The sequence below is a fragment of the Streptomyces sp. NPDC058796 genome (assembly GCF_042745235.1).
Classification (GTDB): domain Bacteria; phylum Actinomycetota; class Actinomycetes; order Streptomycetales; family Streptomycetaceae; genus Streptomyces.
This window is the reverse complement of the sequence record NZ_JBHYOP010000010.1, coordinates 171,892-190,670: the sequence shown is the minus strand read 5'-3', so window position 1 is coordinate 190,670 and position 18,779 is coordinate 171,892. Positions and strand designations below refer to the sequence as shown.

Annotated in this window: 17 protein-coding genes; 7 read left to right on the top strand and 10 right to left on the bottom strand. The window is 73.1% G+C overall.

The window, feature by feature from the left end; genetic code table 11:
• Positions 1 to 26: 26 nt before the first annotated feature.
• From ACFW47_RS25230 to ACFW47_RS25210, 5 genes are all read right to left on the bottom strand, one after another.
• Positions 27 to 1,622 (bottom strand): hypothetical protein, encoded by a 1,596-nt coding sequence (locus ACFW47_RS25230; protein WP_386307205.1) that lies wholly within the window; start codon positions 1,620 to 1,622, stop codon positions 27 to 29.
• 418 nt (positions 1,623 to 2,040) lie between these two features.
• Positions 2,041 to 3,054 carry a DUF2891 domain-containing protein gene (locus tag ACFW47_RS25225; protein ID WP_386307204.1) on the bottom strand — a complete coding sequence of 338 codons (1,014 nt, stop codon included), beginning with the start codon at positions 3,052 to 3,054 and terminating at the stop codon, positions 2,041 to 2,043.
• On the bottom strand, positions 3,054 to 3,704 hold the full coding sequence (pcp, locus tag ACFW47_RS25220) for a pyroglutamyl-peptidase I (protein ID WP_386284090.1): 651 nt from the start codon (positions 3,702 to 3,704) through the stop codon (positions 3,054 to 3,056). Before pcp ends, ACFW47_RS25225 begins: the two co-directional genes overlap by 1 nt.
• A 14-nt stretch (positions 3,705 to 3,718) precedes the next feature.
• A complete protein-coding gene (locus ACFW47_RS25215; protein ID WP_386307202.1) occupies positions 3,719 to 4,693 on the bottom strand; it encodes a DUF979 domain-containing protein in 975 nt (324 codons plus the stop codon).
• Positions 4,690 to 5,409: a DUF969 domain-containing protein gene (locus ACFW47_RS25210; RefSeq protein ID WP_386307200.1), complete on the bottom strand. Its 720-nt coding sequence runs from the start codon at positions 5,407 to 5,409 to the stop codon at positions 4,690 to 4,692. Before ACFW47_RS25210 ends, ACFW47_RS25215 begins: the two co-directional genes overlap by 4 nt.
• Before the next feature lie 194 nt (positions 5,410 to 5,603).
• On the opposite strand from ACFW47_RS25210, the gene ACFW47_RS25205 reads away from it, so the two are divergent.
• The 7 genes from ACFW47_RS25205 to ACFW47_RS25175 all read left to right on the top strand — a co-directional run bounded on the left by ACFW47_RS25205 (position 5,604) and on the right by ACFW47_RS25175 (position 12,058).
• A complete protein-coding gene (locus ACFW47_RS25205; protein ID WP_386284096.1) occupies positions 5,604 to 6,356 on the top strand; it encodes a LamB/YcsF family protein in 753 nt (250 codons plus the stop codon).
• Positions 6,353 to 7,015 (top strand): allophanate hydrolase subunit 1, encoded by a 663-nt coding sequence (locus tag ACFW47_RS25200; protein ID WP_386284098.1) that lies wholly within the window; start codon positions 6,353 to 6,355, stop codon positions 7,013 to 7,015. The genes ACFW47_RS25205 and ACFW47_RS25200 overlap by 4 nt, the downstream gene beginning before the upstream one ends.
• Positions 7,012 to 7,869 (top strand): biotin-dependent carboxyltransferase family protein, encoded by an 858-nt coding sequence (locus tag ACFW47_RS25195; protein WP_386284100.1) that lies wholly within the window; start codon positions 7,012 to 7,014, stop codon positions 7,867 to 7,869. The genes ACFW47_RS25200 and ACFW47_RS25195 overlap by 4 nt, the downstream gene beginning before the upstream one ends.
• Before the next feature lie 102 nt (positions 7,870 to 7,971).
• Positions 7,972 to 8,349: a TraR/DksA family transcriptional regulator gene (locus ACFW47_RS25190; protein WP_386284102.1), complete on the top strand. Its 378-nt coding sequence runs from the start codon at positions 7,972 to 7,974 to the stop codon at positions 8,347 to 8,349.
• A gap of 43 nt (positions 8,350 to 8,392) precedes the next feature.
• Positions 8,393 to 9,490 carry a P1 family peptidase gene (locus tag ACFW47_RS25185; RefSeq protein WP_386307199.1) on the top strand — a complete coding sequence of 366 codons (1,098 nt, stop codon included), beginning with the start codon at positions 8,393 to 8,395 and terminating at the stop codon, positions 9,488 to 9,490.
• Between the two features lie 109 nt (positions 9,491 to 9,599).
• Positions 9,600 to 10,514 (top strand): diiron oxygenase, encoded by a 915-nt coding sequence (locus ACFW47_RS25180; RefSeq protein ID WP_386284106.1) that lies wholly within the window; start codon positions 9,600 to 9,602, stop codon positions 10,512 to 10,514.
• Positions 10,515 to 10,537: 23 nt separating this feature from the next.
• Entirely contained in the window at positions 10,538 to 12,058 is a 1,521-nt protein-coding gene (locus ACFW47_RS25175; RefSeq protein WP_386284108.1) for an FAD-dependent oxidoreductase, read from the top strand.
• 7 nt (positions 12,059 to 12,065) lie between these two features.
• Here ACFW47_RS25175 and ACFW47_RS25170 read toward each other — a convergent pair whose 3' ends face one another.
• From ACFW47_RS25170 to ACFW47_RS25150, 5 genes are all read right to left on the bottom strand, one after another.
• Complete coding sequence (locus ACFW47_RS25170) at positions 12,066 to 12,887, bottom strand: siderophore-interacting protein (RefSeq protein WP_386307198.1); 822 nt, start codon at positions 12,885 to 12,887, stop codon at positions 12,066 to 12,068.
• A gap of 22 nt (positions 12,888 to 12,909) precedes the next feature.
• Positions 12,910 to 14,469, bottom strand: a complete 1,560-nt coding sequence (locus tag ACFW47_RS25165; RefSeq protein WP_386284110.1) for an APC family permease — start codon at positions 14,467 to 14,469, stop codon at positions 12,910 to 12,912.
• A 280-nt stretch (positions 14,470 to 14,749) separates the two neighbouring features.
• Positions 14,750 to 15,757 carry an MASE1 domain-containing protein gene (locus tag ACFW47_RS25160; protein WP_386284112.1) on the bottom strand — a complete coding sequence of 336 codons (1,008 nt, stop codon included), beginning with the start codon at positions 15,755 to 15,757 and terminating at the stop codon, positions 14,750 to 14,752.
• A gap of 51 nt (positions 15,758 to 15,808) precedes the next feature.
• Complete coding sequence (locus ACFW47_RS25155; RefSeq protein WP_386284114.1) at positions 15,809 to 16,639, bottom strand: PP2C family protein-serine/threonine phosphatase; 831 nt, start codon at positions 16,637 to 16,639, stop codon at positions 15,809 to 15,811.
• A 203-nt stretch (positions 16,640 to 16,842) separates the two neighbouring features.
• A complete protein-coding gene (locus ACFW47_RS25150) occupies positions 16,843 to 18,675 on the bottom strand; it encodes a glycoside hydrolase family 35 protein (protein WP_386307196.1) in 1,833 nt (610 codons plus the stop codon).
• Positions 18,676 to 18,779 lie beyond the last annotated feature (104 nt).

The following is an 18,779-nucleotide window of genomic DNA, read 5'->3' as shown; positions in this document are numbered from 1 at the left end:
TCCCGCGCCCCACCGGTCCGCCTGGGTCACGGCCGGCCGTCGAGCCAACTCAGCTTGTGCGCGTAGAGCACTCGCTGGCAGTAGTCGGTGCCCGCCGGATCACCGGGGTCCGGGTTCGCCGTGCAGTCCGCCGCCACTCCCGGGCGGTGCTCGGAGACGGACCACAGGCGTCCCGTGCCGCGCTCGACGTAGAGGTCCTCGGCGCCGCGGGCGGTCTTGACGGCCTGGCCGTCCTGCACCAACTGCCCGTTGTCCCACTTGTAGCGCCACAGGTTGCCCGGCTCGTCCGTGCCCGCGGACTGGTTCACGTACAGCGTCCCGTCGTACGCCACCGCGCCCTGCGCGCCGCCGCTGGTCATCGGCAGGTAATTGGCCCAGCCCTGCGCGGGGACGTCGGCCGAGCGCCCGGCCAGGTCGGCGACCGGGTAGGAGGCGATGCGCCCCGTGGACGGGTAGCCGCTCTGCGGACGGCAGTACTCACCCATGAGCAGCCGGTCCGGGACCGTGCTGCGGTCCAGGGAGATGTGCGAGGCCTTCGGGGCACCGGTGGAGACACAGGCGTAGGAGCCCTTGGGATTGCTCTGGGTGGCCTTGAACCTCCACGCGGCCACCTGCGGCATGACGTAGCGGTAACCGAAGCTGTACCAGACGTTGTTGTGCCGGCCGACCTTGGTCTTGTCCTGGACGTTGGCGGTGGTCTTCACACCGTCCGTGTCGGAGCCCATCGGGTCGTTGGTGCTCGCGTCGCCGTCCGGGTTGAGGTCCATGATGTAGCGCATGTCGAAGACGCGCAGGCCGTTACGGGTGTCCGCGAGGTAGAGGTAGTTGCCGTACCAGACGATGCCGCCGGCGTGGACGCCCTTCTGGATCGGATACTCGGAGGCGTGCAGTCCGTCGAAGGAGACGTGGTCGGCCGAGTTCACGTACGTCCATCCCAGCAGGACGTGCCGGTACTTGATCTCCGGACTGCCGGTGGCCGGGTTGGTGCGGCTCTGCACGAAGGTGACGCGGACGCCCTTCTGGTTGCAGGCGTCGTTGTCCTCCAGTTCGCCCGCGGTGCAGTCGCCGCCCGGGTCGGGGTCGTTCTCCCGGCCCGGGTCCCAGCCGTCGTAGGAGGCGAAGAGCTGGATGTTCCCGGCGTCGCCCCACAGCTCGTTGTCCTTGGCGTCGGAGACGCCCGTGAAGCCCTGCGGGACCCATTCTCGCGAGACGGAGTCGTCGTTCTGCAGGCAGTACTTGAGATCGGGGTCCGGTGCGGTGCCGAACGGATCGCGCGAGCACCACGGCCGGGCGTCGCGGTTCGCGCCGGCCAGCAGGTTCTGCACGCCCATTTTGGGCAGCACCGAGTCGAGGCGGGTGACCCGCCGCGTGGTCTCGGCGTTCATCGCGCCGGGCGACAGCGTGAAGTCGCCGGGCGAGGCGGCGCCGCCGGGGCCGGTCCAGTCGCGCGCCGCCAGGCCCGGTGAGGGGGTGCCCTCGGTCGCCCGGGGCTCCTGGATCCAGGAGTCCGGTACGTCCGGCGGGAGGTCGTCGGCGTGACCGGGCACCGCGAGGCCGGTGAACGCGAGCGTGGCCGCGGCGGCGGTCGTGAGCCAGGCACGGCGTATTCGACTTCTCAGCATGTGGGGGGAGTCCTCCGTTGCTCGTTCGACGCTTGAGTCCTGAGTCGAACGGAGGCTCCCAAAACACTTGTGCGAGCGCAACGTTGATTACGCGTCAGCGAGGCCGGGACCCGGGTGTCTCGGGCGTCCTCACCGGCACGTACGAGCCCGGCCGGCCCGGCCCGGAGGGAGCCGGTTCGCGTCGGCGGACACGGCGCTCTCCCAGGGTCTGGTCCACGGCGACGCCAGCCCCGGAGCGGTCCAGCGCCTCGTCCCGCTCGCCGCAGCAGAGGCCGGGATCAGCATGCCCGTCCTGGTGCCGGCCTGAGTGCTGCGCCGCACCTGGGCCGCCTCCGCGATCACCGGCGCCTCCCGGCCCGATCAGGCGTACGCCGACGCCCTCACCCCCGGAGCCCGACCGGGCGTCACGCACCGCTGGTCAGCCGAGACCGACGGGGTCGAGGGCGAGTGCCGCGAACGTCGCCAGCCAGTGGTCGGTGGTGAAGTCGCCGCGCTCCACCGCGGGCAGGCCGGCCGCGAGGTGGGCGCCGGCCGCCTCGTCCAGGCGGCCGCGGGCGGGCCCGTCGGGCAGGGCGTCGGCCAGGGAGCGCAGGGCGGCCGCCCTGCTGAGGGTCAGGCCCAGCAGGTGGCCGATCTGCGGGTCGGCGTGGTCGGAGACCACGGGCACGTCCAGCGGCGGGCACGGGGCGCCGGAGCGCAGCGCGGGCAGGAAGCGGTCGAGCCACGTCGCGAACGCGTCCTTCGGGAGCACCCGGCGCATGGCGTCGGCCTCGCTCAGCGCCGGGGACAGGAAGTCCTGACCGGACGGTTCCCAGTGCGCGGGCGCGTCGTGGTCGTCGGCGAACCAGGCGAGGAGTCGTTCGCGCACGGCACGCTCGGTCGCCGGCGACAGTTCTCCCGAGTCGAGCGCGAGGCCCAGCGCGAAGGCGCTGTTGGGGTGGTTGCCGTGGCGCACGGGGTAGGTGGCCTTGGGCAGCCAGTCGGCCAGCAGCCCGTCGACGGCGGCGACGGCCGGCTCCAGCGCCTCGGCCCAGCGGGCGCCGGACTCGTTCTTCAGGGCCCGGCACTCCGCCGCGAGGACGAGCAGCCACGCCCATCCGTAGGGCCGCTCGAAGGAGGGGCGGTCGCTGAGGTAGGCGGCTTCGGCGGCGGCGTTGCCGGGGGTGAGGTGCCGGTCGAGCACGGCGACGGCCCGCGCGGTGTCCGGCAGCGCGGGTGTGCCGCCGTGTCGGCGCAGCAGGCGGACGAGCAGCCAGTGCATGTGGACCGAGGAGTGCCAGTCGTAGGCACCGTAGAAGGCCGGGTGCAGTGCGCGGGGTGCGAGGTGCTCGTCGGGCGAGGTGATCAGGTGGGCGGGGAAGTTGGGGTACTCGCGGGTGATGTTGGCGAGGGCGAGCCGGGCGAAGGGCGCGGCGTGGGTGCGCAGCGGCATCAGTGGGTGGCTCCTTCGGTGACCTTGAGGTCCTGCCCGGCCGGGGTGCGGGCGGCGGTGGCCAGGAGGGCGCGCAGGCCGTGGGCGACGGTGGCGGGCGGCAGGGACGGCGCGGTGCCGTCGGTGACCTGTTCCGGCGCCCAGGGCACGTGGACGAAACCGCCCCGCGCGTGCGGGAACTCGGTGGCGATGAGGTGGCCGAGGCCGTAGGCCACGTGATTGCAGACGAAGGTGCCGGCCGTGTTGGAGACGGCGGCGGGGACGCCGGCCTCCCGCATGGCGGCGACGCAGGCCTTGACGGGGAGGGTGGAGAAGTAGGCGGCCGGGCCGTCCTGGACGACGGGTTCGTCGACCGGTTGCCGGCCCGCGTTGTCGGGGATGCGCGCGTCGTCGACGTTGAGGCCGACGCGTTCGACGGTGACGCCGGGGCGTCCGCCCGCCTGGCCCAGGCAGAGCACCAGGCCGGGGGTGTGGGCGCGGACGGCGTCGCGCAGGACGTCGAGGGACTCGCCGAAGACGCAGGGCAGTTCGGCGGCCCTGACGTCGAGCCCGGCGGGCGGTTCGGCGGCCACCAGGGACGCCGCCTGCCAGGACGGGTTCACGCTCTCGCCGCCGAAGGGGGCGAAGCCGGTGATGAGGACACGGGTCATGGATGTTCCTTGGCTCAGAAGGCGAAGAGCGCCATGATCACGGTGCAGCACCCGAGCAGCGCGATGCCCGTCGGCAGCTGTGCCTTGATCGGCCCGTACTGGTCCTTCAGTTCGAGCAGGGTGGCCGGGACGATGTTGAAGTTGGCGGCCATCGGTGTGCACAGCGTGCCGGCGAAACCGGCCAGCATGCCGATCGCCAGGACGGCGGGCTCGTTGCCGTGCATCTGCTGGATGAGGACGGGCCAGCCGATCGCCGCGGTCATCACGGGGAACGCGGCGAAGGCGTTGCCCATGATCACGGTGAACAGGAACATGCCGACGCAGTACGCGATCACCGCGAGGTACTTGGAGTCCTCCGGCAGGACGTCGTTCACGATCCTGCCGACCTGGTCACCCACGCCCGCTGCGGCGAAGATGGCGCCGAGCACGGCCAGGAGCTGGGGCAGCAGCAGTGCGGAGCCCATCGCCTCCAGCATGGAGCGGCCGGAGTGGAGCGGGACGGTCACCTTCTTCTCGCCGGTGATCAGCATGCCGACGAGGAGCGCGGCGACGCAGCCGAGGCCGAGCCCGAGGAGCGTGGCCTTGCCCGGCTCGAACAGACCGGACTCGTCCAGCACGGAGGCGCAGACGATGGCGACGAGCGGGATGGTCAGCGCGGGGACGAAGATCTTGTTGCCGAGCCGGGCGGCGGACGCCTCGCGCTGTTCGCCGGTGGTGGTGACCGGGACGCCCTTGCCGAGGAAGTTGAACCCGGCGAGCACGATGAGGGCCAGGACGGCGACGCCGAGCGGTTCGGCGGGCAGGGTCCAGCCGCCGTTGCCGGCCGTGGCGCCCGCGACTCCCGTGCCGTAGGGGAAGGTGAGTCCGAGCAGGCCCCAGAACGCGGCGGACGTCCAGCGCTTTGGGTTGCTGCGGTCGCCGGCCATCTGGACGGCCATGACGACGAAGACCAGGCCTATCAGCCAGTACAGCCATTCGACTTTGATCACTTGTCGGCCTCCTCCGGAAGCGGCAGGTCGTGCTCGGCGGCGGCGACGGCCATCTCGCGCTCCAGCTGCTTGTCCATGAGCAGCAGCCGGGCACCGTGGATGACGAAGGCGCAGACCGCGAGCGGGATCGCCCACAGCGCCAGCTGGGTCGGTTCGATCTCCTGGTGGTACGTGGAGTTCACGAAGCCGGTGATCAGCAGGATGGAGCCGATGGCGATGAAGCAGTCCTCGCCGAAGAAGACGCCGACGGTGTCGGCCGACGCGGAGTAGGAGCGCACCTTCTCGCGCAGCCGGTCGGGCAGCTTCGCCCCCGTGGAGCGCTCGGCGGCCGCCTCGGCCATGGGAGCCACGAGGGGGCGTACGGTCTGCGCCGGGCCGCCGATGCTGTTCAGCCCGAAGGCCGCGGTGACCTGCCGGACCAGCAGGTAGACGGTGAGGAAGCGGCCGGCGCTGAGCTTGCCCAGGCGGCCGATGAGGTTGCGGGCCTGCTCGCGCAGGCCGTAGCGCTCCAGCAGGCCGATCACCGGGAGCACGATGGCGTAGACGGTGACCGAGCGGCTGTCGGCGAAGGACCGGCCGAAGGCCGCGAGGACCTCCAGCGGGTTCATCTTGCCGAGCAGTCCGGTGACGATACCGGTGACGCCCACCACGAGGACGGGGTTGCGGCGCGTGACGAATCCGAGGATCACCACGACCACACCGAGTAGAACGATCATTCGGTGGCCTTCTTCAGGCAGGAGGGGGCAGGGCGCGCATCCGAGACGAACGGAACCGACGCTTCATCGGTCCGGACCATAGCCGCAGATACGTGGCAGATGCACGGACACTAGCGATCGTTGAACGATCTAACAAGAGTCGACCAGCCATCGATCTCTTGTCGGATCGTTCAACGATCGTCTACGTTCAAGGTGTGATCGACCTCAACGCAGATCTCGGTGAGGGCTTCGGCCGCTGGACCCTCACCGACGACGACGCCCTCCTGTCCGTCGTCACCAGCGCCAACGTCGCCTGCGGCTTCCACGCCGGCGACCCCTCGGTGATGCGCCGCGTCTGCGACCTCGCCGCCGAACGCGGGGTGCGGATCGGAGCCCAGGTGTCCTACCGCGACCTGGCCGGCTTCGGACGGCGCGCCATGGACGTACCCTCCGGGGAACTGACGGCCGAGGTGGCGTACCAGATCGGCGCCCTCCGGGTCTTCGCGGAGGCCGCCGGGGCGCAGGTGGCGTACGTGAAGCCGCACGGCGCGCTCTACAACCGCACCGTCCATGACGCCGAGCAGGCCCGCGCCGTGGTGGCCGGCGTGCTGCTCGCGGGCGGGACGCTGCCCGTGCTCGGGCTCCCCGGCTCGCTGCTGCTCACCGCCGCCGCGGAGGCCGGTCTCACGGGTGTGCCCGAGGCCTTCGCGGACCGGGCCTACACCCCGCGGGGCACCCTCGTGTCCCGGCGCGAGCCGGACGCGGTGGTGACGGACGAGGACGCCGTGGTCCGGCGGGCGCTCGCCTTCGCGGTGCACGGCTCGGTGGAGGCCGTGGACGGCACGACGGTGGAGGTCGCCCCCCGGTCGCTGTGCGTGCACGGCGACACTCCGGGCGCCGCGAGGATCGCGGCGCGGGTCCGCGAGGAGCTGGAGTCGTCCGGGGTCGCGATCGGGGCCTTCGCATGACGCGGAGCCCTGTCCTCACGACGCGTCCCGTCGGCCGGCACGCGCTCCTCGTGGAACTGCCCGACGCCGGGCACACCGCCGCCTTCCACGCCGAGGTGCTGCGCCGGCGGGCCACCGGGACGCTGCCGTCCGTCGAGGAGGTCGTGCCGGGGGCGCGGACGGTGCTGCTGGACGGCGTCCGGGACCCGGAGGCACTGGCCCGCGCGCTCGGCGGCTGGGAGGTGCCGCCGGCCGCCGACGACCACGGGGACGCCGTGGAGATCGCCGTGCGCTACGACGGGCCGGACCTCGCCGACGTGGCGGCCCTGTGGGGGGTCGCTCCGGAGGAGGTCGCCGCACTCCACACCGCCCACGCCTACCGCGTCGCGTTCTGCGGCTTCGCCCCCGGCTTCGGCTACCTCACCGGGCTGCCCGAGGAGCTGCACGTACCCCGCCGGGTCACGCCCAGGACCCGGGTGCCGGCCGGCGCGGTCGCCCTCGCCGGGCCCTACAGCGCCGTCTACCCCCGCGCCACACCGGGCGGCTGGCAGCTGATCGGCACCATGCCCGACCCCGGGCCGCTGTGGGACCCGGCGCGGGAGCGGGCGGCGCTGCTCGCGCCGGGCACGCGCGTCCGGTTCGTCATGGCGGACACCGCTCCCGGGGCGGTCACGGCATGACGGCCGAGCTCACCGTCGTGCGGGCCGGCGCGCTCACCACGGTCCAGGACGCGGGCCGGCACGGCCACGCCCACCTGGGAGTGCCCCGCTCCGGTGCCCTGGACGCGCCCGCGATGCGGCTCGCCAACCGGCTGCTGGGCAACGACCGGGACGCGGCCGTCCTGGAGACCACGCTGACCGGGTGCGCCCTGCGACCGGGCCGCGCCGTCACCGTCGTGGTCGGCGGCGCCCCCTGCTCCGTCACCGTGGACGGGCGCCCCGCCGCCTGGGGCGGCCCGGTGCGGGTGCCGGCCGGCGCGATCCTGGACGTGGGGGCGGCGACGGCGGGTGTGCGCTCGTACGTGGCGGTGGCGGGAGGCGTCGCCGTCGAACCCGTTCTCGGCAGCCGCTCGACGGACCTCCTGTCAGGGCTGGGCCCACAGCCGCTGCGGGACGGCGCGGTCGTCCCGCTGGGAGCCCCGGCCCCACCCGTTGCCCTCCCCGTCGCCGCTCCCTGGCCCGCGCCCCCCGCCGAGCTGGTCCTGCCGGTGCGGCTGGGCCCCCGTGCCGACTGGTTCACCCCGGGCGCCCTGCGCGTCCTCGCCTCGGCCACCTACCGCGTCTCCCCGCACAGCAACCGCATCGGCCTGCGCACGGAGGGACCGGCGCTCGAACGGGCGTCGGAGGGGGAACTGCCCAGCGAGGGCATGGTCCTGGGCGCGGTGCAGGTTCCGCCCGACGGGCGTCCGGTGATCTTCCTGCACGACCACCCGACGACCGGGGGCTACCCCGTCGTCGCGGTCGTCTCGCGGGGCGCCCTCGCCGCGGCGGCCCAGGCCGTGGCCGGGACGCCGGTGCGCTTCACACTCGGCTGACGGGGCGCGCGGGCGCGCCGGGCGGTCCGCGTCCGGACAATGGAGGGCGAGGACACCGAAGACGGCGACCGTGCGGGACGCCACCGAGGAGGCAGGACGACCATGACCGACGACCGGCCGGCCGACGGCGCCCCCGCGGCCGGCGACGAGCCGCGCCGTCGGCTCACCGAGCAGGCAGCGGTACTCCGCCGTCGGATCGCCGCGGCCCCGTCGCGCGACGAGGCGCTGCGGGCCGACTGCCTCCTGGACGCGGCGGACGCCGGCGCGGCGGCCGAGGCGCTGGAGCGGCACCGCAGGGAGACGGACGAGGCTCGCGAGCAGCTGGCCCGGACCGAGGCGGCCCTGGCCCGCCTGGACACCGGCGGCTTCGGGCGCTGCGCGCGGTGCGGCCAGGCGATCGACCCCGAGCGCCTGCACGCCTTCCCCCACCTCGAACGGTGCCTGCGCTGCGAGGCGGAGGGCAGGCCGAGGTCCCGCTGAGACCGCGCGGCGGCCGGGGGGACGCGACGAGTAGCGTCCCCGCATGGAACAACCGCCTCTCCCCCAGCGCCCGTCCGTCCCCGCCCGGCCCCGGTCCCGGGACCTCGGCATCGTCATCGGAGGGGCCGCCCCCGGCCCCCTCAACGCCATCACGGACGTGCCCGGCGTCCGCGTCGGACACGCCACCGTGCGGCGCGAGCCCGACATCCACAGCGGAGTCACCGCCGTCGTACCCGACCTCGTCGGCCCCCGGACGCCCCTGCCGGCCGGCGTTTTCACGGGCAACGGCTACGGCAAGCTCATCGGCACCACCCAGCTCGCCGAACTCGGCACGCTGGAGACCCCGGTACTGCTCACCTCCACCCTGTCGGCCTTCCGCGTCGCCGACGCGCTCGTCGGCTGGATGCTCGAGCGGCCCGGGTGCGAGGAGGTGCTGAGCCTGAATCCCGTGGTGGGCGAGTGCAACGACGGCCTGCTGTCCGACATCCGCTCCCGGCCGGTGCGGGACGAGCACGTGCGGGCGGCGCTCAACAGCGCTTCCGGCGGGCCGGTGGACGAAGGGTGCGTCGGCGCGGGCACGGGCACCGTCGCGCTGGGCTTCAAGGCCGGCATCGGCACCGCGTCACGCGTCACGGACCTGGCGGGCCGCCGCTGCACCGCGGGCGTACTGGTGCAGGCCAACTTCGGCGGCACCCTGCGGGTCCTCGGCCGCGCCCTCACCCCGTCATCGCTGGGTTCCGGTACTCCGGCACCCGGCTCCGGCGCCGGTTCCTGCATGATCGTGGTGGCCACGGACGCCCCGCTGGACGCCCGGCAGCTCACCCGTGTCGCGCGGCGCGCGGTGTTCGCGCTGGCCCGCACGGGGGCGGCGTACAGCCACGGCAGCGGGGACTACGCCATCGCCTTCGGCACGGGCTCCCCCACGGCCGGCCCGGTGGCGGACGCCGGACTCGGCCCGCTCTTCGAGGCCGTGCTCGACGGCGTCGAGGAAGCGGTGCTCAACTCCCTGCTCGCGGCCACCACGACCACCGGCTTCGGCGGACGCACGGCACCCGCGCTCCCGGGGGACCGCCTGCTCGCGGCCCTCGCCGCCCCGCCACGCCGACCTGCCGCCGCGCACTTCCCCGTTACCAGTGGGTAGTCACACGGCGGCCCTTGCTATAAAGTCCGTCAACAAGAAGACTGTGTTACCGACGGTAATAGCAGCGCTGGGCGAGGACCGTCCCCGACTCGACTCGAGGAGCCCCTGCATGGCCATCCACATCTCGCGGCCAAGGACCAAGAGCCACACCCCGGACGTGGGCGTCGCGCGGCGGCTGCTCGACTCGTCCGCGCAGCTCTCGTACGACCCCCTCACCGAGGTCGACTGGGAGACCCCGCTCGACGAGGACTTCCACGGGGCCAGCCCGGAGTGGAGCACCCTGTACGGGACGCGGTACTGGGACGAACTGACCGACGCCCAGCGCAAGGCCCTCACCCGCCAGGAAGCCGCGTCCGTGGCCAGCACCGGGATCTGGTTCGAGATGATCCTCCAGCAGATGGTGCTGCGGGACATCTACGCGAAGGACCCGACGGACGACACCTTCCAGTGGGCCCTGACCGAGATAGCCGACGAGTGCCGCCACTCGATCATGTTCGCCCGCGGGGCCAAGAAGCTCGGAGCGCCGGCCTACCGGCCGCACCGCGTGGCGGTCGAACTCGGCAGGGTCTTCAAGACCGTCGCGTTCGGCGAGGCGGCCTACGCGGCGATCCTGGTCGCCGAGGAGGTCCTCGACGTGATGCAGCGGGACTGGATGCGTGACGAGCGGGTGGTGCCCTTCGTCCGCACCATCAACAACATCCACGTCGTGGAGGAGTCGCGGCACATGAAGTTCGCCCGCGACGAGACCCGCAAGCACCTCGCGCGCGCCGGACGGATACGTCTGCGCGTCCACGCCGTGCTCATCGCGGTGGCCGCCTACGTCATCGTGACCAGCATGGTGAACCGGAAGGTGTACGCCAACGCGGGGCTGGACGAGGAGCGCGCGCTCCGCGAGGCGAAGGCCAACGAGCACCACAAGGCGATGATGCGCTCCAGCTGCTCGGGACTGATGACGTTCCTGAGTTCGGTGGGACTGCTCACCAAGCCCGCGCTGTTCTTCTACAAGCGCGCCGACCTCATCTGACGGCCACCCGGCGAGCGGACGACATGACCTTCGCGATCACCCAGAACTGCTGCACCGACGCCGCCTGTGTGGCCGTCTGCCCGGTCAACTGCATCCACCCGGCCCCCGGGGAACGGGACTTCGGTGCCACCGAGATGCTGTACATCGACCCGGCCGCCTGCATCGACTGCGGCGCCTGCGCCGACGCCTGCCCGGTGGACGCCGTCCGTCCGGCCGAGGAGCTGACGCCGGCGCAGCGGCCGTACGCCGCGGTCAACGCCGCCTACTTCGAGCGGTCCGGGCAGCCGGAACGGCAGGGGGCGGACCACGGGCCGAACTTCCACGCCTGGGGCACGCCGGAGTTCGAACGCGTGCTGCCCGCCGACTTCGCGCCGCTGCGGGTGGCGGTCGTCGGCACCGGACCGGCCGGGATGTACGCCGCGGAGGACCTGCTGCTGCACACCCGGTCCGACGTCACCCTCGTCGACCGGCTCCCCGCACCCGGCGGGCTGATCCGGTACGGCGTGGCACCCGACCACCTGGCCACGAAGCGGATCGGCGAGACCTTCGCCCGCCTCCACACGCATCCCCGGGTACGCATGCACCTCGGCCTCGACGTGGGCACCCACGTCACGGCCGCCGAACTCGCCGCACACCACGACGCGGTGATCTACGCGGTGGGCGCGGCCACCGACCGGCGTCTGGGCATACCCGGAGAGGACCTGCCCGGCAGCATCGCCGCGACCGGGTTCGTCGCCTGGTACAACGCCCATCCGGAAGTCGCCCCGGACGCCGTCGCCCTCTCGGCGGACCGGGTCGTCGTGGTCGGGAACGGCAACGTCGCCCTCGACGTCGCGCGCATCCTGGCCCGTGACCCCGGCTCCCTGACCGGCACGGCCGTCGCCGGCCACGCGCTGGAGGAGCTGCGCCGCAGCAAGGTGCGCGAGGTGGTGCTCCTCGGACGCCGGGGCCCGGAGCACGCCGCCTGCACCGGGACCGAGCTCCTCGCCCTGAAGAACCTCCCGGGCGTCGACCTGGTCGTGGACGACCACGATCCGCGCGTCGGCGCGGCGATCGACGCGGCCGGAGCAGCGGGTAAGGCCGCACTGTTCCGGGACGTACCGCGCGAGGCCGTCGACTGGTCCGCGCCGCCGGACCCGTCCGGGCGGCGGCGCCGCATCGTCTTCCGCTTCCACTCCGAGCCACTGGAGATGCGCGGCGACGAGAACCTCAGGGCCGTGCGGGTCACCGGAGGCGCCGGCGAGCGGGAGATCCCGGCGGGCCTGGCGCTGCGGGCCATCGGGTACCGCGGCGTGCCGCAGTCGGGGCTGCCCTTCGACGAGGATTCCGGGACCGTACCGCACGAGCGAGGACGGGTGACCGGCCTGCCCGGCACCTACGTCGTGGGCTGGATCAAGCGCGGGCCGTCGGGCGGCATCGGCGCGAACCGCCGGTGCGCGGCCGAGACGGTCGGCACGCTGCTCGCCGACGCGGTCGCGGGCCGGCTGCCGGCTCCCACCGGCGGTGCGCGGGCGTTCCGCCGTCTCGCGCGCCGCCGTCGCTGAGTCCGTCTCAGGCGGCCTGGGCCGACGTCTCGTGCCGCCAGAAGCCCGAGAAGGTGATGCGCTCCTTGGGCAGGCCGAGCCGGTGCAGGTGCTTGCGCTCCTCGGTGGCCAAGGTCGATTCACCGACGACGAAGGCGTAGCCCACCGGGCTGACGGAGCCGATCCTCCGTACCCCGTCGAGTGCCGCGACGCCGGGCACCAAGGCGCCGTCGCGGCGCACGACCCAGGTGACGGTGACTCCGGCGGGGGCGTCGAGGGGACGCCTGTCACCGTCGGTGGGCACTTCCTGGATGAGCCGTCCCACGGTGTCCCGCGGCAGTGAGCGCAGGATCGACGCGGTGGCGGGCAGGCCGGTCTCGTCGGCCACGACGACGACCTCCGCGGCGTCGCGCGGGCGGTCGGACAGGACGCCCTGGTCGAGGACGGCGAGGGCGTCGCCGGGGCGGGCGGCGCAGGCCCAGACGGCCGCCCTGCCCTCGACGGCGCCGGCGGCGTCCCGGTGCACCACGAAGTCGATGTCCATCTCCGCCGTCTCCCGGCGGAAGTCGGCCACGGAGTAGTTGGCGCAGTGCGGCCGCTCCTCCTCGGGGACGTCCAGGTACGGCTGCCACCACCGGGTGCCCGTGAACTCCGGCAGCCGCAGGCGGCGCTGGTGGAGCAGCTGGAGAAACAGGCGGAACCAGTGGTCGTAGCCCAGCAACGGGAACTCGCCGAGGTCCGCTCCGGTGACGGTCACCCGGTGCATCGACGGGGAGACACGTTCGGTGCGCACGACGCGGGCACGGAACATCCTGGGATTCCGCGGCACCAGCCGACGGTCCTTCGCCATGAGGGAAGGTCGCCTGAGCTGACTAGTCCTCGGCGATCAGTGCGGGTGTCGACCTCGTGAGCACCTCGCCGCGGAAGAAGGCGGGGCTGCGCCGGTTCATCACCGTCATGATGACCACACCGAGCAGGAGCAGGCCCACGCCGATGACGAACACCGAGCCGACGCCGAGGACGGACGATCCGCTGCCGTAGGCGGGGTCCCACATGTCGGCGAGGGTCTTGGTGAAGACGGCCGCGAGCAGCACTCCGCCGAGCAACGGGAAGATCCCCTTGAACAGCAGGTCACGGCCGGACCGCAGGAGGTCGGCGCGGAAGTACCAGGCGCAGGCGAAGGCCGTCAGGGCGTAGTAGAAGCAGATCATCAGGCCGAGCGCGTAGATGGTGTCGACCAGGACGTGCTCGCTGACCAGGGTCATCACCGTGTAGAAGACGCCGGTGGCGACACCGGCGGTCACCGTGGCCCGGCCCGGCGTGCGGAAGCGGGGGTGCACGTCGGCGTAGGAGGCGGGCAGCGCCTCGTACGCCGACATGGCGAGCACCGTACGGGCCACCGGGATGAAGGTCGTCTGCAGACTGGCCGCCGCCGAGGCGAGGACCGCGACGAACAGCAGGACGCCCAGGGCCGGTCCCATGACCGGACCGGCGAGCGCGGCGAAGACGTTGTCCGAGGTCTCGGGATTGGCCAGCCCCAGTCCCTGGTCGCCGGAGCCCACGACCATCTGCGCGGCGACTCCGGTGGCCAGGTAGGAGCCGACGAGCACGACCATGGCGACCAGCGCCGCGCGGCCCGGCGTACGGCTGCTGCCGCTGGTCTCCTCGTTGGCCGTCAAGCAGGCGTCCCAGCCCCAGTACATGAAGATCGACAGCGAGAGCCCCGCCGTGAAGGCGGCGAAGGACTGGACGGCGAAGGGGTTCAGCCAGGACCAGGAGAACTCTGCGGAGGTGGCGAACCGGGCGTCGCCCGCCTTGCTGAAGGCCATGGCGACGAACACGGCCAGCACCACCAGCTGCAGGGCGACCAGTGCGTACTGCAGGCCCTTGGTCGCCGTCATGCCGCGGTAGCTGATCACGGTGGCGATCGCGATGAGCGCCAGGCAGGTCACGATGTGCACGGCCTTGCTGTCGTCGAGCGCCGCCACCGACTCGCTTCCGGTGACCTCCCCGGCGAGCAGCCAGAAGTACGAGGTGGCGACACCCGCCAGGTTCGACAGCACGATGATCGTGGCGATGACCAGGCCCCAGCCGCACATCCAGCCCACCCGCGGGCCGAAGGCCTTCACCGTCCAAGTGAAGGAGGTGCCGCAGTCGGGCATGGCCCTGTTCAGCTCGCGGTAGGCGAAGGCGACGAGCAGCATCGGCAGGAACCCGGCGAGGAACACGGCCGGCATCTGCACGCCGACCTCACCGGCGGTGGAGCCGAGGGTGGAGGTGAGGCAGTAGACGGGGGCCACGGTGGAGACACCGATGACGGCGCTGCCCAGCAGCCCCACGGAGTTGCCGCTGAGGCCCTTGGCCCGCATGCCGTCGGCGGTGGCTCCGTCGCCCGTGTCGTCGGCCCCGGGCCTTACGTCCAGCTGAGTCATGAACGAGACGTTAAATCCTGCGGTTTCCGTGGTTCCGGTTCGTGGTGCCACTCCCCCGCTGGTACGTTTCACCATGGTTTCCCGGGCCATGATCGGCATTCAACCTTCAGTTCAAAGATTGACGAACGCCTGCGGCCACTGATCTCGACAGTCGGGCAGGGACTGTCCGATATCCGGTTATCGCAGCACCGGCCGATTCCCGGCGTCCTGACTTTTCCATGCGATCTGCGTCACATGCCGGACGCCCCGGGGCGGGCGCCCGCCCCGGGGCGCCTGCTCCCTACTCCCCCGATGCGCCGGCCGGGCCTCCCCCGGTGTGCCGGGGCGGGCCCGGAGGCGTTCCGGCGCTCAGGTGCTGCAGCGCCTCGACCAGTTCCTGGCAGGCACGCTCCACCGAGCGCCGGGTGTGCAGCTGCTCGCTGATGACGGCGGAGAGCAGCAGCGCGGTGAGGGCCATGGTGCCGTTGAACGCCTGCAGCTTCACCATCACCTCGACGTCGGTCAGCCGCCCGAAGGAGCCCGCGTCGTCGCGGGCCGCGACGGTCGTCACGACGGAGGCGAAGAGGGCGCACGGCATGCTGCCGGCCAGCTGGAAGCGGAGCGCGGCCCAGATCAGCAGCGGATACACCAGGAACAGCATGCTGACCCGGCTGTAGGCGGCCAGCGGCACCACCGCGCCCGCGGCCACGACGAGCACCGCCGCCTCCGCCCACCGGCCACGCGGAGGCGCCCGGCGACCGCGGTAGAGCAGGAGCAGCAGCGGAGCGACGAGGACGACGCCCATGGCATCCCCCACCCACCAGGCCAGCCACACGAACCAGACGTGGCCCGCGGGCAGCCGGTCCCCGAGGGCGAGCATGCCGACGCCCGCACCCGAGCTGATCAGCATGGCGGCCAGCGCCCCGAGGAAGACGAGTGCCACACCGTCGCGGATGCGGGCCAGGTCCGTGCGGAAACCCACGGCGCGCAGCATCAGGTACGCGCAGACCGGGGCGGCCGTGTTCCCGGCCACCACACCGATGGCGGCCGGTCCCGGAGGGGTGATGGAGGCGACGACCAGCAGGGCGCCGATGGCGATGCCCGGTACGCACGCCGGACCGAACAGCAGCAGACAGGTCACCGCCACCCCGGTGGGCGGCCAGATGGGGGTGACCACGGCACCCTCCGCCACCAGCTGCTGCATGAGCCCGAGCCGTCCCGCCGCGTAGTAGCAAGCGGCGACGAGCAGCGTCCCGAGAGCGAGGACGACCGGCCGGGGCCACGCGCGAATACCCACCACAGCAGCCATCAGACACCGCCCGAGCCGCGTCGGCGAGGCGGGAGGCACCCCGTACGCCCCCTATGGGGTAACGGCGCGCGCGTCGTGGCCCACGACCAGGACGGCCGCGTCGTCGTCGTGGCCGACCAGCTCGGCGTTCTTCAGCACGGCCGCCGCGAGCGCGGGGGCGTCCATGCCGGCGACGGCCGCGATGCCCGCCAGGCGGACGACCCTTTCCAGCCCCTCGTCGACGCTCAGCGCGGGCCCCTCGACCACCCCGTCGGTGAGGAGGACGAACACTCCGCCCAGGGCGAGCCGGTACCGGGTCACCGGGTACTCGACACCACTCACCACACCCAGCGGCGGTCCCCCTTCGTCGTCGGACACCCCCGCCCTTCCGTCCGCCGTGGCCCAGACGCAGGGGATGTGACCGGCCCGGGCGCTCTCCATCACCCCGGTGGCGGGGTCGAACCGCATGAAGGTGCAGGTGGCGAAGAGGTCCTTGCCCAGGGACAGGACGAGGTCGTTGGTGCGGGCGAGGAGGTCGCCGGGTTCGCCCGTGACCGAGGCCAGGGCGCGCAGGCCGGCGCGGACCTGCCCCATGAACGCCGCCGCGTCGATGGCGTGGCCCTGCACGTCGCCGACGGAGAGGCCGACCCTGCCGTCGGGGAGCATGAAGGCGTCGTACCAGTCGCCGCCCACGTTGAGTCCGGCGTAGGCGGGCGCGTACCGGGCGGCGAGGTGGAAGCCGGGGACCAAGGGCAGGTCGGCCGGAAGCATGTCGCGTTGCAGGGCGATGGCGAGTTCCACCTGGGAGCGTCGCAGCTCGGCGAGCTCCCGCGCCCGTGTGGTCAGCGTCGCGAGTCGGTCCAGGAGTTCTTCGCCGTCAGGTGCCGGACGCTTGCGGAACATCGGCCGCTCCGGGTTCACGCACGGACCGGGCGGCTCCGACGGGTTGCTCTCCCCGCATGATCCGTTCCGCCCGTGCTTCGCCGGGGGGCACCTCCCTGTGCCCCGAACACGGCAAGTCTCCCACCTGCCGGCGACGCGGGCACACCGAGCGGGCCAGGCGGAGGGAGCGCGCCTCGATACCGGCGCCCGCCGGGTCCGGGGGTTCAGTCGAAGGTCTCGACGTACTCCTGCGGCGGGCCGAGTTCGGGGTCCTCGCGCAGTTCCACGCGGTCGCCCGCCCGCTCCAGTTCGAGAACGGTGAGGGTGTTGTCGCCGGTGGTGGTGAGGGGGGCGGGCAGGTAGAGCGTGACCTGCGGACCCGTGTTCCAGTAGCGGCCGAGCAGGAAGCCGTTGATCCAGACGAAGCCCTTGCGGAAGCCGGGGAGGGCGAGGAAGGTGTCGGCCGCTCCGCCGGAGGCGAAGGTGGCCGTCGCGAATCCCGCCCGGCGGCCCGGCACGCCCGGGTCCGCCGTCGACGCGGTCGCGGAGGGCTCCGGCACGGCGGTGGCCCGGTCGAGGTCGTCGGCGGTCCACTCGTCGAGGGGCAGCGGCCGCACGGTCCAGCGGTGCACCCGCCGGCGGTCGATCCGTACCCCGCCGAGGATGCCCTTGCCCTGTCCGAGGAGCGGGCCGTAGTTGATGCGCCCCTGGTTCTCGACCAGGAGTTCGAGGCGGACGGCCCGGCCCGCTCCGTCGAGTGTGAGGGCGTCCGTCTCGCGGTCGAGGATTCCGGCGGGTTCTCCGTCGACGAAGACCTGCGCCCGGTCGTGCAGCCCGGACACACCCAGCTCGACCCGGCCGTGCGGCAGTACGGGGTGCGCCCGGTACAGGACGAGCCCGCCGGACAGGCCCAGCTCCCCGAAGCTGGGCGGGTCGGGCGAGTGGACGGCCTCACCGACGGCTTCGAGCGCCGCGAGCAGGGGCGGCCCCGGGGTGGCGGGCAGGGTGCGGGCGGGCAGGAGCGCGGGCGGTTCGGGCAGCGGCCGCGGCGGGCGGTCGGTGGCGGTCAGCAGCAGCTCGCGCATCCGGTGGAACTTGTCGGTCAGGGCGCCGTGCTCGGCGATCGGCGCGTCGGAGTCGTAGCTGGTGACCGTGGGCTGGATCGCGCCGTCCATGTGATTGGCGCCCGCCCACAGGCCGAAGTTGGTGCCGCCGTGCGCGGGGTAGAGGCTGACGGAGCCGCCCTCGGCGAGGATCTCGGACAGGGCGGCCACGGCGCTCTCGGACGACCGGGTGTGGTGCTTCTCGCCCCAGTGGTCGAACCAGCCGTTCCAGAACTCCGCGCACACGAACGGCTCCCCGCTCCGGCGTGAGCGCAGCAGCCGGGCGGCCTCGGCGGCGCGCGAGCCGAAGGTGGCCGCCGCCAGCACCCCGGGCAGAGTGCCGCCGTCGAGCATCAGCTCGGTCGGGCCGTCGGCGGTGTAGCACAGCTCGGTGACGCCCCGCGCGGTCAGCGCGTCGTGCACCCACCGGACGTAGGTGTGGTCGTCGCCGTAACTGCCGTACTCGTTCTCGACCTGGACGGCGACGACGGGTCCGCCGTGGGCGGCCTGGAGGCCGGCGATCCGGGGCACGAGGACGTCGAACCAGCGGGCGACCTCGTCGAGGTACGGCGGGTACGAGGAACGCAGGCGCATGCCGGGCCGGTCGGTGAGCCAGGCGGGCAGGCCGCCGTTGTCCCACTCGGCGCAGATGTAGGGCCCGGGACGCAGGATCACGTCGAGCCCGGCGTCCGCGGCGAGGGCCGCGAAGTGTTCGACGTCCCGCCAGCCGTCGAAGCGGCGCTCGCCCGGCCGTCGCTCGTGGAAGTTCCAGGCGATGTAGGTGTCCACCGTGTTCAGGCCCATCGCCGCGAGACGCGCCAGGCGGTCGGCCCACTGGCCTGGGTGCACCCGGAAGTAGTGCAGCGAGCCGGCCAGGACGCGGTGCGGCCGCCCGGCGCGCAGCAGACGGCCGTCCGGGTGGGTCAGCAGGGGGGCCGGCGCCGGGCGGTTCATCCGGCCGCTCCCGCCGTTCGCGTGCGCCTTGCGGGCACGGCGCCTCCTTATGGCTGCGTGGACTGGTGAGTGCACGGGCGGGGCCGCGCGGCTCCCGCTCCCGT

Coding starts and splice junctions, on each gene's coding strand:
- ACFW47_RS25155 (WP_386284114.1), bottom strand. CDS start 16,639: ATGTTCCGCAAGCGTCCGGCACCTGACGGCGAAGAACTCCTGGACCGA.
- ACFW47_RS25225 (WP_386307204.1), bottom strand. CDS start 3,054: ATGCCGCTGCGCACCCACGCCGCGCCCTTCGCCCGGCTCGCCCTCGCC.
- ACFW47_RS25230 (WP_386307205.1), bottom strand. CDS start 1,622: ATGCTGAGAAGTCGAATACGCCGTGCCTGGCTCACGACCGCCGCCGCG.
- ACFW47_RS25150 (WP_386307196.1), bottom strand. CDS start 18,675: ATGAACCGCCCGGCGCCGGCCCCCCTGCTGACCCACCCGGACGGCCGT.
- ACFW47_RS25200 (WP_386284098.1), top strand. CDS start 6,353: ATGACGCGGAGCCCTGTCCTCACGACGCGTCCCGTCGGCCGGCACGCG.
- ACFW47_RS25175 (WP_386284108.1), top strand. CDS start 10,538: ATGACCTTCGCGATCACCCAGAACTGCTGCACCGACGCCGCCTGTGTG.
- ACFW47_RS25160 (WP_386284112.1), bottom strand. CDS start 15,757: ATGGCTGCTGTGGTGGGTATTCGCGCGTGGCCCCGGCCGGTCGTCCTC.
- ACFW47_RS25165 (WP_386284110.1), bottom strand. CDS start 14,469: ATGACTCAGCTGGACGTAAGGCCCGGGGCCGACGACACGGGCGACGGA.
- ACFW47_RS25190 (WP_386284102.1), top strand. CDS start 7,972: ATGACCGACGACCGGCCGGCCGACGGCGCCCCCGCGGCCGGCGACGAG.
- ACFW47_RS25185 (WP_386307199.1), top strand. CDS start 8,393: ATGGAACAACCGCCTCTCCCCCAGCGCCCGTCCGTCCCCGCCCGGCCC.
- ACFW47_RS25180 (WP_386284106.1), top strand. CDS start 9,600: ATGGCCATCCACATCTCGCGGCCAAGGACCAAGAGCCACACCCCGGAC.
- ACFW47_RS25210 (WP_386307200.1), bottom strand. CDS start 5,409: ATGATCGTTCTACTCGGTGTGGTCGTGGTGATCCTCGGATTCGTCACG.
- pcp (WP_386284090.1), bottom strand. CDS start 3,704: ATGACCCGTGTCCTCATCACCGGCTTCGCCCCCTTCGGCGGCGAGAGC.
- ACFW47_RS25195 (WP_386284100.1), top strand. CDS start 7,012: ATGACGGCCGAGCTCACCGTCGTGCGGGCCGGCGCGCTCACCACGGTC.
- ACFW47_RS25170 (WP_386307198.1), bottom strand. CDS start 12,887: ATGGCGAAGGACCGTCGGCTGGTGCCGCGGAATCCCAGGATGTTCCGT.